Origin of the sequence: Agromyces sp. Marseille-Q5079, assembly GCF_051016555.1 — a bacterium.
In the GTDB taxonomy this organism is placed as follows: domain Bacteria; phylum Actinomycetota; class Actinomycetes; order Actinomycetales; family Microbacteriaceae; genus Agromyces.
Window position 1 is genome coordinate 547,142 of record NZ_JBPEJF010000002.1, and the last position, 13,449, is coordinate 560,590.

Annotated in this window: 14 protein-coding genes; 5 read left to right on the forward strand and 9 right to left on the reverse strand. The window is 72.6% G+C overall.

From position 1 onward, the window contains the following. Positions 1 to 121 precede the first annotated feature (121 nt). Positions 122 to 607: a nitroreductase family deazaflavin-dependent oxidoreductase gene (locus tag ACR3IO_RS06330; protein WP_434070325.1), complete on the forward strand. Its 486-nt coding sequence runs from the start codon at positions 122 to 124 to the stop codon at positions 605 to 607. A gap of 8 nt (positions 608 to 615) precedes the next feature. Here ACR3IO_RS06330 and ACR3IO_RS06335 read toward each other — a convergent pair whose 3' ends face one another. Beyond that, on the reverse strand, positions 616 to 1,089 hold the full coding sequence (locus ACR3IO_RS06335) for a cupin domain-containing protein (protein ID WP_434070326.1): 474 nt from the start codon (positions 1,087 to 1,089) through the stop codon (positions 616 to 618). A 106-nt stretch (positions 1,090 to 1,195) separates the two neighbouring features. Here ACR3IO_RS06335 and ACR3IO_RS06340 point away from each other — a divergent pair, with 106 nt between their 5' ends. Then, a complete protein-coding gene (locus tag ACR3IO_RS06340) occupies positions 1,196 to 1,669 on the forward strand; it encodes a DUF7144 family membrane protein (RefSeq protein ID WP_434070327.1) in 474 nt (157 codons plus the stop codon). Here the strand turns inward: ACR3IO_RS06340 and ACR3IO_RS06345 are convergent. Together ACR3IO_RS06345 and ACR3IO_RS06350 are read right to left on the reverse strand one after the other, a co-directional pair. Further along, entirely contained in the window at positions 1,602 to 4,022 is a 2,421-nt protein-coding gene (locus ACR3IO_RS06345; RefSeq protein WP_434070328.1) for an HAD-IC family P-type ATPase, read from the reverse strand. The two genes, ACR3IO_RS06340 and ACR3IO_RS06345, sit on opposite strands and share 68 nt — an antisense overlap. 64 nt (positions 4,023 to 4,086) lie before the next feature. Next, positions 4,087 to 5,457: an NAD(P)/FAD-dependent oxidoreductase gene (locus ACR3IO_RS06350; protein WP_434070329.1), complete on the reverse strand. Its 1,371-nt coding sequence runs from the start codon at positions 5,455 to 5,457 to the stop codon at positions 4,087 to 4,089. A gap of 144 nt (positions 5,458 to 5,601) precedes the next feature. Here ACR3IO_RS06350 and ACR3IO_RS06355 point away from each other — a divergent pair, with 144 nt between their 5' ends. After that, the gene (locus tag ACR3IO_RS06355) at positions 5,602 to 6,213 is read left to right on the forward strand and encodes a hypothetical protein (RefSeq protein WP_434070330.1); all 612 of its coding nucleotides are present in this window, start codon (positions 5,602 to 5,604) and stop codon (positions 6,211 to 6,213) included. 53 nt (positions 6,214 to 6,266) lie between these two features. Here ACR3IO_RS06355 and ACR3IO_RS06360 read toward each other — a convergent pair whose 3' ends face one another. From ACR3IO_RS06360 to ACR3IO_RS06370, 3 genes are read right to left on the reverse strand one after another with little or no spacing between them, the layout of a single operon-like run. After that, positions 6,267 to 7,211, reverse strand: a complete 945-nt coding sequence (locus ACR3IO_RS06360; protein ID WP_434070331.1) for a sucrase ferredoxin — start codon at positions 7,209 to 7,211, stop codon at positions 6,267 to 6,269. Continuing rightward, positions 7,208 to 8,446, reverse strand: a complete 1,239-nt coding sequence (locus ACR3IO_RS06365; protein ID WP_434070332.1) for a cupin domain-containing protein — start codon at positions 8,444 to 8,446, stop codon at positions 7,208 to 7,210. The genes ACR3IO_RS06360 and ACR3IO_RS06365 overlap by 4 nt, the downstream gene beginning before the upstream one ends. Then, positions 8,446 to 8,742 (reverse strand): BatC protein, encoded by a 297-nt coding sequence (locus tag ACR3IO_RS06370; protein ID WP_434070333.1) that lies wholly within the window; start codon positions 8,740 to 8,742, stop codon positions 8,446 to 8,448. The genes ACR3IO_RS06365 and ACR3IO_RS06370 overlap by 1 nt, the downstream gene beginning before the upstream one ends. Before the next feature lie 226 nt (positions 8,743 to 8,968). Between ACR3IO_RS06370 and ACR3IO_RS06375 the strand changes: the two genes are divergently transcribed. After that, positions 8,969 to 9,940, forward strand: coding sequence for a GNAT family N-acetyltransferase (locus ACR3IO_RS06375; RefSeq protein WP_434070334.1), 972 nt, complete (start codon positions 8,969 to 8,971; stop codon positions 9,938 to 9,940). Positions 9,941 to 9,950: 10 nt separating this feature from the next. Here ACR3IO_RS06375 and ACR3IO_RS06380 read toward each other — a convergent pair whose 3' ends face one another. Then, positions 9,951 to 10,826, reverse strand: a complete 876-nt coding sequence (locus tag ACR3IO_RS06380) for an RNA polymerase sigma-70 factor (protein ID WP_434070335.1) — start codon at positions 10,824 to 10,826, stop codon at positions 9,951 to 9,953. Further along, the gene (locus ACR3IO_RS06385) at positions 10,823 to 11,419 is read right to left on the reverse strand and encodes a carboxymuconolactone decarboxylase family protein (RefSeq protein WP_434070336.1); all 597 of its coding nucleotides are present in this window, start codon (positions 11,417 to 11,419) and stop codon (positions 10,823 to 10,825) included. Before ACR3IO_RS06385 ends, ACR3IO_RS06380 begins: the two co-directional genes overlap by 4 nt. A 144-nt stretch (positions 11,420 to 11,563) precedes the next feature. Between ACR3IO_RS06385 and ACR3IO_RS06390 the strand changes: the two genes are divergently transcribed. Beyond that, entirely contained in the window at positions 11,564 to 12,598 is a 1,035-nt protein-coding gene (locus ACR3IO_RS06390; protein ID WP_434070337.1) for an NADPH:quinone reductase, read from the forward strand. Between the two features lie 83 nt (positions 12,599 to 12,681). Here the strand turns inward: ACR3IO_RS06390 and ACR3IO_RS06395 are convergent, their stop codons facing one another. Next, on the reverse strand, positions 12,682 to 13,356 hold the full coding sequence (locus ACR3IO_RS06395; protein ID WP_434070338.1) for a LysE family translocator: 675 nt from the start codon (positions 13,354 to 13,356) through the stop codon (positions 12,682 to 12,684). Between the last annotated feature and the right edge of the window lie 93 nt (positions 13,357 to 13,449).

Consider the following 13,449-nt stretch of genomic DNA (forward strand, 5'->3'; position numbering starts at 1 on the left):
GCCGTCGCACGACCGGGCAACGTCGAGTCGGGGCATCCGCTCGCAACCCCTTGAACTCCGCTCGGTCCACCCGCGAGACTGCAGGCATCCGCGAACCGAGGACCGCCGATCGGAGGACGCGATGAGCGAGCAGGATGCAGCGAATCAGGATGCGCCGAAGAACGACCTGCCGAAGAAGTACGAGCCCGGCCGGGCGATGAAGGCCGCGAACTCGGTGATGCGCGTGCTCGCCCGCGCGGGGCTCATCCCGAAGACGTCGGTGCTGTCGGTGCGCGGACGCAAGAGCGGCGAGCTGCGCTCGATGCCGGTCACGCCGATCGAGGTCGGCGGGTCGGTCTGGCTCGTCTCCCCGTACGGCACGGTCGCGTGGGTGCACAACGTGCGCGCGGCAGGCGAGGTCACCCTCGCGCGGGGGCGGACGACCCGGCGGTTCGCCACTCGCGAGGCGGATGCGGTCGAGGCCGGCCCCGTGCTGAAGCGCTACGTCGCGGTCGCCCCGCTCGTGCTCCCGTACTTCACGGCGAAGCCCGACGACCCGGTCGAGGCCTTCGCCGCCGAGGCCGACCGGCATCCCGTGTTCGAGCTCGCGATGCTCGACGAGGCCTGAGCGCCTGCTCAGGCGTGCTCGTCGGGCTGGCCCTCCTCGGGTTCGACGGCCCAGGCCGGCGGCTCGTCGACGCCCGACTCCTCGTCGCGGTCGGCGTCGCCCTTGGTCTCCTGCACGATCCCCGCCGCGTGGTGCACGGGCGCGTAGACGACATAGAGGCGCATGGGCTCGTCGCCGATGTTCTCGACGTCGTGCCACGTGCCGGCGGGCACCTGGATGCTCCAGCCGTCGGCGACCTCCTCCTGGATGGGGAGGTCGTGCTCCGACGGGCCCATCTTGACGAGCCCGCGACCGGCGTCGAGGCGCAGGAACTGGTCGGTCTCGGGGTGCGCCTCGAGGCCGATCGACGCCCCCACCGGGATCGACATGAGCGTGACCTGCAGGTACTTGCCGCTCCAGGCGACGGTTCGGTAGTTCTCGTTCTGCTTCGTCGCCGTCTCGAGGTCGAACACGTTCGGCTTTGGTCCGTTGTCGATCGTCATGCCTCGACGCTATGCCCGGACGCGCGCGGCGGCCAGCCCTTGCGCCGATGACGTCACCCGTGCATGCCCGGGCCAGACGGCCACGTGGTCCGCTAGGGTCGCCCGTATGACCGAGCAGTCCGACGGCACGACGACGACGGAACCGTCGCAAGCGCCGGAACCCTCGCGGCCGGCATCGCATCGGCCGCCCGCGGAGCTCCTCGCCGCGGTCGTGCTCGGCTACCTCAACGGCGTCACGCAGATCATCTCGGGCATCGCCCTGATGTTCAGCCGCTACCTGCCCGACACGTCGGAGGCCGAGCGCCTCGTCATCACCGTCGTGGGAGCCTGCACGGTGCTGCTCGGGCTGTTCATGATCACGATCGCCTCCGGTCTCACGCGGGGCCGGCGCGACGCCCGCGTGCTCGTGACGGTGCTGCTCGCCATCGCGCTCGCGCTCGACGTCGTGAGCCTCATCGCCTCGCCCGACCAGTGGTTCGTCATCGCCGAGCTCGTGCTCGCGGCAGCCGCCGTCACGGTGTTGTGGACGGGTCGAACCGCGCGGTTCTTCGCACGTAGCGCAGGTGCACGAACCGGATGACCTCGATCAGCCCGATGCTCGCGACCGCCACCACGAGCACGAGGGCGGCCGTGACGATCGAGGGGTCGACGAACACGAGGAACTCCGTGACGAGCGGCACCGAGTACACGAGGATCAGGCCGAGCATCATCGATCCGATGATGAGGATCTTCCAGCCGTCGATCGGCCGTGAGAGCACCGTGAGGATCCAGAGGCCGATGATCGTCAGCAGCAGGGTCGAGCCGGTGCGCAGCTCGTCCTGGCCGATGCCCGCCTCAGTCGCCGCCCAGCTGTAGACGAACACCGCGAGCGCGACGACGATGCCCGCCGGGATCGCGAAGCTCAGCGAACGCCGCAGGAATCCCGGCACGTAGCGCCGGGCGTTCGGCATGAGCGCGAGGAAGAACGCGGGCAGGCCGATCGTGAGGCCGTCGACGACCGACAGCTGGCGCGGCAGGAACGGGAACTCGAGGATGAACGCACCGAACAGCACCGCGAGCCCGGTCGCCCAGACGGTCTTCGTGAGGAACAGCATCGAGACGCGCTCGATGTTCGCGATGACCTGCCGCCCCTCGGCGACCACGCTCGGCAGGTGCGAGAACCGGCCGTCGAGCAGCACGATGCGCGCGACCGCCTTCGTCGCCGACGCCCCCGACTCCATGGCGATGCCGATGTCGGCCTCCTTGATCGCGAGCGCGTCGTTGACGCCGTCGCCGGTCATCGCGACCGTGCGCCCCGCCTGCTTCAGGGCGATGACGATCGCCTTCTTCTGCTGCGGCGTGACGCGTCCGAAGACGAGATGGTGCTCGAGCACCTCGGCGAGCTCGGCCGGGTCCTCGGGCAGCCGGCGCGCGTCGAACCCCGTCGGCGCATCGAGGCCGACGCTCCGCGCGATCGCGGCGACCGTGTCGGGATTGTCGCCCGAGATGATGCGCACCGCGACGCCCTGCTCGGCGAAGTACGCGAGCGTCTCCGCGGCATCCGACCGGATGCGCTCGCGGAACGTCACGAGCGCGACCGGCTCGAGGTCGCCCGGCAGCGACTCGGCGTCCTCGTCGAGCGGCTCGCGGCCGTGCGCGAGCACGAGGGTGCGCAGGCCGGATGCCGCGAGCTCGCGCGAGTCCCCGGCGAGCCGGTCGTCGGGGAAGACCATCTCGGGTCCGCCGAGCACCCAGCTGCCCGCGGCATCCGTGCCCTCCGCGAAGGCGACGGCGCTCCACTTGCGAGCCGACGAGAACGGGATGCGCGCGACCGGCGCCGCCGCCGGCGCCTGGTCGTACGGCTCCGCGAGGCAGCGGGCGGTGGCGTTCGCGTCGGGCTCGCTGCCGTACCAGGCGAGCACGCGACGCCAGCCCTCCGGCCCGCCGTCGGCGCCCGCGGCCGCAGCACCGACCGGGTGCTCGGCGTCGAAGACGATGCTGCCCTCGGTGAGCGTGCCCGTCTTGTCGAGGCAGATGAGGTCGACGCGCGCGAGCCCCTCGACCGCGGCGAGCTCCTGCACGAGCACCTGCTGCCGCGCGAGCTTCACGGCTCCCACCGCGAACGCGATGCTCGTCATGAGCACCAGTCCGAGCGGGATCATCGCGACGAGCGCGGCGATGGTGTTGACGGCCGCCTGGCGCCAGTCGCCCGACTCGATCGCCTGCTCCCAGCCGCCGAACACGAACATCTGGGCGTTGAACACGAGCAGTGCGATCGGGCCGACGATCCACGCCACGACGCGCAGCACCTTGTCGATCGAGGAGCGCAGCTCGCTCGCGACGAGCGAGAACTTCTTCGCCTCGGAGGCGAGCTTGTTGGCGAACGAGTCGGCGCCCGCGCGCACCACGACGGCCTCGCCCTCGCCGGCCATGACGACCGACCCCGAGAGCACCTCGTCGCCCGGCACCTTGTCGACCGCGTCGGACTCGCCGGTGAGCATCGACTCGTCGAGCTGCAGGTGGGCGGATGCCGCGACGCGGGCGTCGGCCGGAACCTGGTCGCCGGCGCGCAGCACGAGCACGTCGTCGAGCACGACCTCGGCGACGGCGACCTCGGTCACCTCGCCGTCGCGGCGCACCCTCGCCCGGGGCGCGTGCAGCAGCGCGAGCTTGTCGAGCGCGGCCTTCGCGCGGAACTCCTGCACCGAGCCGATGACCGTGTTCGCGACGGCGCTGATGCCGAACAAAGCGTCCTGCCAGCGGCCGAGCAGCAGCAGCACGAGGAAGCACGCGGCGATGATGCCGTTGAACAGCGTGAGCACGTTCGCGCGGATGATGCTCGCGACGCTGCGGCTCGACTGCTGCGTGAACGCGTTCGACCGCCCGTCGGCGATGCGTTCGGCCACCTCGGCGGTGGTGAGGCCCGTGGGTGTCTCGACATCCGTCGCGCTCATGTCCGGAGACTATCGCGCCAGAGCGTCCGGGGCCCCGGTCACGACGCCGGGTCGGGCGCGCCGCTCAGCGCCCGGCGACGAGGTCGGCGACGTGGGCGATGGGCGAGGTCGTGGCGCGGCCGCGCAGTTCGGCGCGGTCGGCGGCGTGGTAGGCGCCGTAGATCGCCTGCACCGCGAGCCAGCGCAGCGGCTCGACCTCCCACTTGCGGGCGCGGTGGCCGACCCACGGCAGCCGGGTGAGTTCGGTGTCGCGGCCGAGCACGAGGTCGCGCAGGGTGCGGCCGGCGAGGTTCGTCGTGGTGACGCCCGTGCCGACGTAGCCGCCGGCCCAGCCGAGTCCGGTCGCGCGATCGTGGCCGACGGTCGCCGCCCAGTCGCGAGGCACGCCGAGCACGCCCGACCAGGCGTGGTCGATCGCGGCATCCGCCGCGGCCGGGAAGAAGCGGGTGAGCAAGGCCGTGAGGCTCTCGATGGTGCGCTGCTGCGTGCGGCCGTCCTGGTCGACGTGCGAGCCGTAGCGGTAGGGCACGCCGCGACCGCCGAACGCAATGCGGTCGTCGGCGGTGCGCTGGGCGTACATGTAGACGTGGGCCATGTCGCCGAGCGTCTCGCGATCCTCCCACCCGGTCTGCTGCCAGACGGATGCCGCGAGCGGCTCGGTCACGATGAGCGAGGAGTTCATGGGCAACCACGTGCGGTGCTCGCCCTGCAGGTCGGGCGTGAAGCCCTCGGTCGCGCGCAGGACGTGCGCGGCATGCACGGTGCCGTGGTCGGTGCGCGCCTCGCCCTCGCGGATCTCGGTGACCGTCGTGTTCTCGTAGATGGTGACGCCGAGCCGCTCGACCGCTCGGGCCAGGCCGAGCACGAGCTTCGCCGGATGGACGCGGGCGCAGTGGGGGTGCCAGACCCCGCCGAGCGTGCCCGCGACGTTCACGCGTGCGGAGGCCTGCGCGGCGTCGAGCAGCTCGAGGTCGGTCGCCGGCCAGGCCTGCTCGGAGGCGGCGAACGCCCGCAGCCGGGCGAACTGGGCGGGCGTGTTCGCGATGGTGAGCTCGCCGCCCTTGCAGATGTCGGCGTCGATGCCCTCGGCCGCGGCGACCCGGATGACCTCGTCGACCGACTCGTTCAGGGCGACCTGCTGGGCGATGGCGGCGTCGCGCCCGTGGCTCTTCGCGTACTGCTCGCGGCCCCCGGTGACCGAGTTGGTGAGCCAGCCGCCGTTGCGGCCCGAGGCGCCGTACCCGGCGAAGCGCCGTTCGAGCACGGCGATGCGGAGGTCGGGCTGGTCGCGCTTGAGGTAGTACGCCGCCCAGAGGCCGGTGTAGCCGGCGCCGACGATCGCGACATCCGCGTGCAGGTCCCCCGGCAGCGCGGGGCGGGGCGCCGGGATGCCGACCTGCTGCAGCCAGAACGAGACTCCGCCGTTCTCCGTCATGCGTGCTCCTCGGGGTGACGAATGCGATGCGGCGCGATCGGGCGTCGGCCCGCGGCATCCGCTGAGATATCTACCTGTTTTACAACAGTGTTTTGAAACCTAGGCGACAGGTGACATGCTGTCAACCGAGAGAGGGAGGAACCCGTGCCGATCGACGTCGATACCGACGAGCGACTCGCCGACATCGCCCGCGCGACCGTCGAGGTCGCCCGCGAGCGCGGCACCCGCGCCGTCACGCTGCGCGCGGTCGCCGACCGGCTCGGCCGCTCCACCGCGTACATCACGAACTTCGTGCCCTCCCGCGCGCACCTCATGGCGAACGCCCTCGACCACGCCCGCACGCAGTGGGACGCCGAGCGCCTCGAGCACCTCGGCGACCTCGTCGGGGTCGAGCGCCTCGCGGCCCTCACGCGGTGGATGTGCACGTCCGACCCCGAAGAGAACGTGCTGCGCAGCCTCTGGATCGAGGTCATCGCCGACGTGCGCGGGGCGAACCGCCGAGCCTACGAGCTGGTGCGCGGCGTGACGGATGCCACGTACGACAAGTTCCTCGACGGCGCCGGGCACGTCGAGGTCGACGGCGTGCGGGTCGACCACGAGACCGCTGCACACATCGCCGACATCCTCTACCTCACCTGCCGCGGCTACGAGGTGAAGGCCGTCGAAGACCCCGAGTCCTGGACCGACGCGCGCGTGCAGGCCTCGCTCGAGGTGCTGCTCCGAACGCTGGTGTTCGACGGGCCGCGCGCGGGGTGACCCGAACGCGTCCCACGTGACCGGCGAGGGCTCGTCGGTTCGATCCGGCGCCGTCAGGTGATGCCGCGCAGGCCGTACTGCCGCACTTGCACGAGTCGGGTCGCCGCGCACGTCGAGAGCAGCGGCGGCGAGGCCTCCTCGACGAGGTCGACGACGATCGAGCCGGCGTCGTCGGCGTCCGAGCCGATGCCGTCATCGACACCGGCACCGGCACCGGCACCGGCACCGGCACCGAGCCCGAGTCGCACGCGCCATCCGCCGTCCGTCGCGACCTCCTCGAGCGGCGGGTACGCGACGATGCGATCGTCGCCGAGATCCTGCCTCGCGTAGTGCTGCGCCGCCTGCACGGGGTGGCTGAGGGAGCTGCGGCCGCGCAGCCGATCGGGCACCACACGTCCATCGTCGAACGCGTCGGCGATGCACACCGGGTCGCCGTCATCGGCGTACCCGTAGTACAGCCCGTGCGGAAACACGACCATGGTTCCCGCGAACCGGTCGCCGCCCACGTGCGAGCACTCCCAGGTCTGCTCGGGCCGTGCGTCGGCGAGCTCGGCGGCGACCTCGCGGCCGCGCACCGCGCAGCAGCGGTCGTGCCGGCCATGGGCGCACACCGCGTAGATCGGCTCGGTCGAGGGCGTGCCCGCCGACCCGTCGAGCGGGAGCTCGAGCAGGTCGGCCGCATCCGTCGCCTCACCCCACGCGATCGACTCCAGGCCCGGCCGGGAGTCGAGGATCGCCCAACGCTGCACGGGCGGCGGTGTGCGACGCCCCGGCCGGCGGATCGCGAGTATGCGCAGGTCGGCGGCCTCCGCGCGGCGCACGAGGCGCCGGCCGAGCTCCCGGTCGAACGGCGCGTCGAGCAGTGCGTTCGGGCCCCAGCCCGTCGCCACCTCGAGCAGCAGCCAGCGGATGCCGCGCGGTGCCGTGCCCGCGAGGGGATCCCTCCGCTCGCGGGCGCGGTCGCTGCACGGCGCCCAGGGCACGGCGGCGTGCGTCACGCGGGCGTCACCGCGAACCCCTCGCGCGCCAGTCGCCGAGCCACCACGACCGCGCTCGCGGCATCGAGGCCGGGCAGGTCGCCGACCGCGATCGGGTCGCCCTCGACGAGGCGGCGCACGGCGGCCTCGGCCTCGATCGGCAGCGAGAGCGTCTTCGCGCTCGACACGATGCGCACGCGATCGCCGTCGGCCTCGACGCGCACCCGGAGCGATCCGCGCCATCGCACGGTCGCCGAGGCATCCAGCTCCGCGAGGGCGTCCAGCGTGGCCAGCGGCGCCAACGGCTCGGGGCGGATGTCGCGCTCGAAGCGCCGCGCGAGGGCCTCGGCCGTGCCCGCGGCATCCGCCCGCCCGACGAACTCGGACAGGGCGTCTGCGGTCTCGCGGAGGATCGCCGCGACCTGCTCCGCATCGTCGAAGTCGACGCCGAGGGGCAACGACGCCCGTAGGCGCTCGCTGTCGCCCACCCGGGCGACGAGCGCGGACACGACATCGGCGTGCGTGTACGTCGACATGCCGATGGTCAGGTGCACCGAGGTGGCGTCGCCGCCGGCCGTCGCCGAGTGGATCCAGCCGCGGGGAAGGTAGAGCGCGTCGCCCGGCCGCAGCACGGCGTCGATCACGGGCTCCTCGAGCGCGGCGGCGGCGACCTCGTCGCGATGCCCGCTCCACGGCTGCGAGCTGAGCGGGTCGACGTGCACCGGTGCGTGGATGCGCCAGTGCTTCTCGCCCGAGACCTGCAGCACGAACACGTCGTGCGTGTCGTAGTGCGGGTCGAAGCCCTGGGCCGACGGCGGCGTCACGTAGGCGTTGACCTGCACCGGATGCCGCAGCTCGTCGGCGAGCTCGCGCGTGAAGTCGATGATCGGCGGCCAGAGGCGGTGCAGCCCTTGCAGCACGATCGTCGCGCCGTCGGCGAAGCGCTCGAACACCCGCTCGCTCGAGACCTGGTCGCCGACCTCCGCGCCGTAGCCGCCGGACGCGGTGTACGCCGAGGCGGGGAGCACCGTGCCGTCGCGGGCCATCCGGATGAACGGCGTGCGCACGCCGCGGCGCGTGATCAGCTCATCGACCGCGTCGGCGCTGAAGAGGTCGTCGAAGCCCGACGGCAGTTCGTCGGCGCGCGAGAGGAGCGCGGTGCGCGCCCAGACCTCGTCGGCGAACCGCTGCGCCGGCACCGCGATGCAGCGCGACAGCGCGGGCCGGGAAGCCGGCCCGCGCTCCGCTGCCGCCATTACGCCGATCCGTCGGCGCCGCCGTCGTGGCCGCCCGGGTTGGCGCCGCCGTCGGCCGTGCCCTCGCCCGCATCGGCCGACCCGTCGGCACCGCCGTCGTGACCGTGCGGGTTGGCGCCGCCGTCGGCCGTGCCCTCGCCCGCATCGGCCGACCCATCGGCACCGCCGTCGTGACCGTGCGGGTTGGCGCCGCCATCGGCAGCCCCCTCGCCGCCCCGGTCGGTCGAGTTCGGCTCGGCGAGGCCCTCGCGACCGTCCTTCGGTTCGAGCGTGATGTCTTCGTCTCCGATGGACATGCCATCCCCCTTCTCATCGTCGCGACCCTGCGCCGCGGCGCGTCTGCGGGTCAGCGTACCGAGCGCGCCGTCCGGCGGCGATGGGTTGACACGAGGCATCCGAAACTCCGGCCGACCGGTGCTGCGCGCCGTGGCCTGAATCCGTCCGGTCCGTTCGTCGCCGGCTCGCGATACGTTCGAAGGGCATCACCGCGGCGTCCGGTCGTGGTGCCGACCTGAAGGACACATGCGAGACCTCACGAACACCGCTCCCCGTTCGATCGACGGCGTCGAGATCCGCCACCTCCGCGACCCCCGCGAGGTGGCGTTCTTCAACCGCCTGCCGTACACGCTGAACCATGAGATCGCCGACGACCTCGCACAGGGCCGACGGCGTCTGGAGTGGACCTGGCTCGCGGTGCGCGGCGACCGGCTGCTCGGGCGGCTCGCACTGTGGAGCCCGGCCGGGGCGACCGAACCCGCCCAGCTCGACGTCTTCGACCTCGACGACGCCCTCTCCGACGACGAGCAGCACGACGTCGGGTCGGCGCTGCTCGACGCGGCTCGCGCCGAGGTCATCGCCGCACTGCAGACACCGCCGGAATTCGCCCGCTACCTGCCGGCCGACTGGCGCGAGCAGCCCGCCGAGCGACGCGCCACCGAGACGGTCATGGCGCTGCTCGAGGCATCCGGTGCCCGCTTCCTCGTCGAGCGGCTGCGCCTCGAGTGGACGCCCGAGGCGGGCGTGCCCGCGCCCGACGAACGGCTGACCTTCCGCGGGTTCGACGACGACGACGAGCTGCTCGACCTCACGACCCGGGTGCTGCCCGGCACGCTCGACGCCCACAGCCGCGCCGAGCTCGAGCATGCCGCGCCGAACGAGGTCGCGCGGGCCCAGTACGACGAGGAGTTCGTGCAGTACACGACGCCGCGCGAGTGGTGGCGGGTCGCGCTCGACGCCTCGGGCGAGGTCGTCGGGTTCGTGATGCCGGCGCGCAACACGTACCACCACATCGTCGCGTACCTCGCGGTGCTGCCCGAGCACCGCGGCAACGGCTACATCGACGGCATCCTCGCCGAGGGCACCCGCATCCTCGCCGAGGCGGGCGCACCCCACATCCGCGCCTCGACCGACGTCGGCAACGTGCCCATGGCGAAGGCGTTCGCCCGCGGCGGCTACGCCACGTTCGAGCGCCTGGTCAACATGGCGTGGAGCTGACCGCCTGGGTCTAGTGGGCCAGCGAGGTCTCCTCGTCGACCGAGCCGAGCTTGTCGGGGTTCGCGATCGAGTAGATCCGGGTGACGAGGCCGTGCTCGACCTCGAAGCTCACGATGCCCACGAGCTGTCCGTCGGTCTCGATGCGGACGCCGGACTGCCCGTTCACCTGCACGATCGACATGACGACCTCGCCCGGCGCCTTCGAGAAGCCGCCCACGAGGTACCGCGCCAGCCGCTCGGATCCCACGATCGGGCGGCGGGCCGCGCCGTGCACCTTGCCGCCGCCGTCGGCGACCGACACGATGTCGGGCGCCATGACGTCCATGAGGCCCTGCACGTCGCCGCTCGTGAGGGCGGCGAGCAGCCGCCCCACCACCTCCTCGTGCTCCGACCGCGCGACCTCGACCCGCGGACGTCGTGCGGCCACGTGCGACTTCGCCCGATGCGCGACCTGGCGCACGGCGGCCGGCGCCTTGCCCACGGCATCCGCGATCTCGTCGTACGACAGGTCGAAGACCTCGCGCAGCACGAACACCGCGCGCTCGGTCGGCCCGAGCGTCTCGAGCACGGTGAGCATCGCGATCGACAGGTTGTCGGCCAGTTCGACGTCGTCGGCGACATCCGGGCTCGTCAGCAGTGGCTCGGGCAGCCACTCGCCGACGTACTCCTCGCGGCGCCTCGCCTGCGTGCGGATCTGGTTCAGCGCCTGCCTTGTCACGATGCGCACGAGGTAGGCACGCGGCTCGCGCACGGTGGCCTGGTCGACCTCCGCCCACCGCAGCCAGGACTCCTGGAGCACGTCCTCGGCATCGGCGGCGGAGCCGAGCATCTCGTACGCGACCGTGAAGAGCAGGTTGCGATGGGTGACGAACGGATCGTCGGTCATGCCGGGGACGCGATCTCGACGGGCGAGCGCGTGGCGAGGGGCGCCAGCCCGCAGGCGTCGGCGAACTCCTCGGAGTGGATGCCGAGTGCCACGTTCATGCGCGCGCTCATGTTCATGAACGCGACCCGCCCCGCGAGTTCGACGAGGGCCGCGGGGCCGAGGTCGGCGAGCAGCTCATCGGAGAGCTCGTCGGTCACGGCGGGCGGCGTCTGGCTGGCGGCTTCGGCGTACTCCATGACCCGGCGCTCGAGGGGCGAGAACACGGATGCCTCGCGCCAGCGCGGCACCTCGCGCACCTTCGCCTCGTCGAGGCCGTGGTTGTGCGCCATGAAGTAGTTGTAGTCGAGGCAGAAGCTGCAGCCGATCGTCGCCGCGGCGGCCATGGCCGCGTACGACGCGAGGGTCGGATCGAGTTCCTTCCACCCCTCGACCTTACGGCCGATGCCCATCGTGTCCATCATGAGCCCACGATGATGCCACAGCACGCCGAGCGAGTCGGGCACGCGTCCGGTCATCCTGCGGGCCATCGTCTTCAGCAGCGTGCCTCGGATGCCGGTGATCTCGGCGGGCGGGATGCGGGTGTCGCTGGTCATGTCTCCTCCTGGGTTCGTCGACGGGAGAGGAATTCACCCCGTCGACATGGAGACACCGCCCGGGCGCCGGATGTGACATCCGACCGAATCGCGATCATGCGACGGGATCGGAAGGTTCCGGGCGCCCGCCGCGTTGGCCACTGCATGAGAGCGATCGCATACGCGAAGACCGGGGATTCGTCCGTGCTGCACCTCGTCGACCGGGAGGCGGCCGATCCGGGCGCCGGCGAGGTGCGCGTGCGCATCGCCGTGTCGGGCATCAACCCGACCGACTGGAAGGCGAGGGCCGGTTCACGGCCGGGCGCGGCGACGCCGTTCGCGGAGGTCGTGCCGAACCAGGACGGCGCCGGCATCGTCGACGCCGTCGGCCCCGGCGTGACCGGGTTCGCGGTCGGCGACCGGGTCTGGGCCTACCTCGCCGCGCACGAACGACCGACCGGCACCGCGCAGGAGTTCGCGGTGCTCTCGTCCGAGCACGTGGTGCCCCTGCCGGATGCCGCGAGCTTCGACCTCGGCGCCTCCCTCGGCGTGCCCGCCATGACCGCGCACCGCGCGCTCACCGTCCCCGAGGCGGGGCCGTCCCGCCTCGGCCCCGGCGCGCTCGACGGCCGCACGGTGCTCGTCGCCGGCGGTGCGGGCGCGGTCGGGCACGCCGCCATCCAGCTCGCCCGCTGGTCGGGAGCGACCGTCATCACCACCGTGAGCTCGCCCGAGAAGGCCGCCCTCGCGACGGCGGCTGGAGCCCACCACGTCGTGAACTACCGCACCGACGATGCCGCGGCCGCGATCCGCGCCATCGCCCCGCACGGCGTCGACCAGGTCGTCGAGGTCTCCCCCGCGCGCAATGCCGGGCTCAACGCGAGCGTCATCGCGAACCACGGCACGATCGCCGTGTACGCGACCGACGGCGGCGCCGAGATGACCGTCGACGTGCGACGGCACTTCGCGCTCAACGTGCGGTACCAGTTCCTGCTGCTCTACACGGTCGGCCAGGACGCCCTCTCGGCCGCCGCCGAGGACATCGGCCGCGCCCTCGTCGACGGCGCGCTGCCCGTCGGCGAGGACGCCGGCCTGCCGATCGCCCGCTTCCCGCTCGAGCGCACGGCCGACGCGCACGACGCCGTCGAGGCGGGCACCGTCGGCAAGGTGCTCATCGACGTCGACCCCGACCTGGCCTGACCCCGAGCGGGCTCGGCGCTCCGGCCTCGGCGCTCGGCCGAGCCCGGTCGAGCTTGCTCGGGTTCGCCGCTCAGCCGAGCCGCTCAGCCGAGCAGGTGAGACACCTGCTCCACGACGAGCACGACCGCGAGCACGACCATCGCGGCCCCCGACACCCGCGAGACCACGTTCAACGCCGTCGGCCGCGCGCGCAGCACGGCCCTGGCGCTCACCCCCACGACCGAGTAGACGAGCGCGCAGCTGCCCACGAAGATGAGGCCGAGCACCGCGAGCTGCGCAGGGATGGGCCACGCGCCCGCGGCATCCGTGAACTGCGGCAGCAGCACCACGAGCACGAGCAGGCCCTTCGGGTTCAGCCCGCTGACGCCGGCGCCCTGCGCGAGGCGCAGCCACGGGCGGTCGCCGGATGCCGCGACCGGCGCGGCCTCGTCGGGAGCGCCCGCGGCGACGGCCGCCGCGACCCCGGCGACCGCGGGCGGCGCGAGCAGCACCCGCACGCCGAGCCACGCGAGGTAGGCCGCCGCCGCGAACGTCAGCCCGACGAGCACCAGCGGCAGCGCCGCGACCGCGGCGCCGACGCCGACCGCCACGGCCGTCACCGCGGCGAGGTAGCCGACGAGGATCCCGGCGAGCGAGGGCACGATCGAGCGATCGCGCAGGCCGGCCGAGATGATGTACGCCCAGTCTGGGCCGGGCAGCACGACCATCAGCGTCATCATGCCCCAGCAGGCGAGCAGCAGCTCGGGATTCATCGGCATCGCCCTTCTCGTTCGATACGACGAACCTAGGCAGAATCGCCCGAAAGAGGCTTCCGAATATCACCCGCGCTGAGCCGCACAGTGGAAGAATTC

Coding starts and splice junctions, on each gene's coding strand:
- ACR3IO_RS06370 (WP_434070333.1), bottom strand. CDS start 8,742: ATGTCCATCGGAGACGAAGACATCACGCTCGAACCGAAGGACGGTCGC.
- ACR3IO_RS06395 (WP_434070338.1), bottom strand. CDS start 13,356: ATGCCGATGAATCCCGAGCTGCTGCTCGCCTGCTGGGGCATGATGACG.
- ACR3IO_RS06375 (WP_434070334.1), top strand. CDS start 8,969: ATGCGAGACCTCACGAACACCGCTCCCCGTTCGATCGACGGCGTCGAG.
- ACR3IO_RS06345 (WP_434070328.1), bottom strand. CDS start 4,022: ATGAGCGCGACGGATGTCGAGACACCCACGGGCCTCACCACCGCCGAG.
- ACR3IO_RS06365 (WP_434070332.1), bottom strand. CDS start 8,446: ATGGCGGCAGCGGAGCGCGGGCCGGCTTCCCGGCCCGCGCTGTCGCGC.
- ACR3IO_RS06340 (WP_434070327.1), top strand. CDS start 1,196: ATGACCGAGCAGTCCGACGGCACGACGACGACGGAACCGTCGCAAGCG.
- ACR3IO_RS06330 (WP_434070325.1), top strand. CDS start 122: ATGAGCGAGCAGGATGCAGCGAATCAGGATGCGCCGAAGAACGACCTG.
- ACR3IO_RS06390 (WP_434070337.1), top strand. CDS start 11,564: ATGAGAGCGATCGCATACGCGAAGACCGGGGATTCGTCCGTGCTGCAC.
- ACR3IO_RS06335 (WP_434070326.1), bottom strand. CDS start 1,089: ATGACGATCGACAACGGACCAAAGCCGAACGTGTTCGACCTCGAGACG.
- ACR3IO_RS06385 (WP_434070336.1), bottom strand. CDS start 11,419: ATGACCAGCGACACCCGCATCCCGCCCGCCGAGATCACCGGCATCCGA.
- ACR3IO_RS06380 (WP_434070335.1), bottom strand. CDS start 10,826: ATGACCGACGATCCGTTCGTCACCCATCGCAACCTGCTCTTCACGGTC.
- ACR3IO_RS06350 (WP_434070329.1), bottom strand. CDS start 5,457: ATGACGGAGAACGGCGGAGTCTCGTTCTGGCTGCAGCAGGTCGGCATC.